The sequence below is a fragment of the Achromobacter sp. RTa genome, assembly GCF_000757485.1.
Classification (GTDB): domain Bacteria; phylum Pseudomonadota; class Gammaproteobacteria; order Burkholderiales; family Burkholderiaceae_B; genus Achromobacter.
Map to the genome: position 1 here is coordinate 1 of NZ_JPYO01000035.1, position 1,902 is coordinate 1,902.

The following is a 1,902-nucleotide window of genomic DNA, read 5'->3' on the forward strand; positions in this document are numbered from 1 at the left end:
ATGTAAAAACCCCCGAAGGTTGGATCAATATCCAACTTTCGGGGGGCAGTTCAGCCGGGCCGGCTTTTCCTGCTTGGGCGTCAGAAGGGGATCTTCTGCGACCAGGGAGCGTTGTTCTGCGTGCCCACGCCGGGCGCGACCTTGATGCGGGTTTCCTCGCTGGTGCTGCCGGCCAGGCCGTTGAGGAACTCGCCCAGCGTGTCGGCCTCGGGCAGGCCCAGCCGCGCGACGGCTTGCCCAGGCGGGAATTCCGAGAAATAGAATTCGCCGTTTTCCACGAGGAGGCCGTCGGGACGGGGACGGGGCTTCTCTTCGGGCACGCCCTTGAGCGCCGTCTGCATGTAGTCGACCCAGATCGGCATGGCGACGCCGCCGCCGGTTTCGCGCGAGCCGAGCGACTTGGGCTGATCGAATCCCAGCCACGCCGTAGCGACCAGCGAGGGGGTGTAGCCGGAGAACCAGGCGTCCACGGATTCGTTGGTGGTGCCCGTCTTGCCAGCGATGTCGTTACGCTTGAGCAGCACGCGGGCGCGGGCGGCGGTGCCGTAGGTGGCCACGCCGCGCAGGATGTCGTCCATGATCCAGGCGGTGCGCGGATCGATGGCGCGCGCCGCGGCGTCGCCAGCCACAACGGGCTTGGATTGCATGATGACCTTGCCGCTGCTGTCGGTGACGCGGTCGATCAGGTATGGCGTGACGCGGTAGCCGCCGTTGGCGAACACCGAGAATGCGCCGGCCAGCTGCAGCGGGGTGACCGAGCCCGCGCCCAGCGCCAGCGGCAGCACGGCCGGCTGGCGGGCCTTGTCGAAGCCGAAGCGGGTCAGGTAGTCCTGAGCGTATTGCGGCCCGATGGCCTGCAGGATACGGATCGACACCATGTTCTTCGACTTGTACAGGCCCTGGCGCAATGTCAGCATGGGTTCGTACTGGTTGCCGTAGTTCTTCGGGTTCCAGGCCTTGGAGCCGGTTTGCGCCGCCGTCAGCTCGAAGGGCTGGTCCGAGATCTGCGTGCCCGGCGTCAGGCCGCGTTCCAGCGAGGCAGCATAGATGAACGGCTTGATGTTGGAGCCCGGCTGGCGCCAGGCCTGCGTCACGCGGTTGAAGTTGCCGCGGTAGAAATCGAAACCGCCCACCATGGCGCGGATGGCGCCATCTTGCGGCGACAGCGCCACGAAGGCCGCCTGGACCGAAGGCAGGTTGATGATTTCCCAGTTGTCGCCGAACTTGCGGATGTAGACCACCGAGCCGCGCTTGATGCGCTGCTCGGGCTTGGCCTTGTCGTTCAGCGCGCGCGCCACGACCGCCAGCACCTTCTTGTCGGTGACCGTGATGATCTCGCGCGAGCTGCGCGCCAGCTTCACTTCCGTGGGGCTGGCCGACAGCACCAGCGCGGTCAGCAGGTCGCCGCTGTCGCTGAACTTGTCGAACACGCCGTCCAGGAACTCATCGAGCGCCTGGGGATTGTTTTCGGTGCCGGGGGGCAGGTCCAGTTGTTCCTCGGGGCCGGGGTAGGGCGCGCGGCGCGTGTATTCCAGCACGCCTTCGCGCACGGCGCGATAGGCCGCTTCCTGGTCCTTGGACTGCACGGTGGTGTAGATATTGATGCCGCGCGAGTAGACGTTGTCCTGGTAGACGTTGAACAGCAGCTGGCGCGCCAGTTCCGCCACGTATTCGCCATGGATGGAATAGCCGCCGGCCGGCGTGCCTTCCGCGGATTTCATGACGATGGGCTGGGCCAGCGCCTGCTGGTATTCGGGGTCGGTCAGGTAGCCCAGCGAGTGCATGCGGCCCAGCACGTAGCGCTGGCGCAGCTCGGCGCGGGGCCGGTTGGCGATCGGGTTGAAGCGGGAGGGAGCCTTGGGGATGCCGGCCAGCATGGCGGCCTCGGCTGGGGTGACCTCG

Annotated in this window: 1 protein-coding gene; it reads right to left on the minus strand. The window is 66.7% G+C overall.

Features of this window, described 5'->3' with window-relative positions:
* Nucleotides 1-80 precede the first annotated feature (80 nt).
* A partial coding sequence (locus JL37_RS12715; RefSeq protein ID WP_231570334.1) for a penicillin-binding protein 1A occupies nucleotides 81-1,902 on the minus strand: 1,822 nt, incomplete at its 5' end.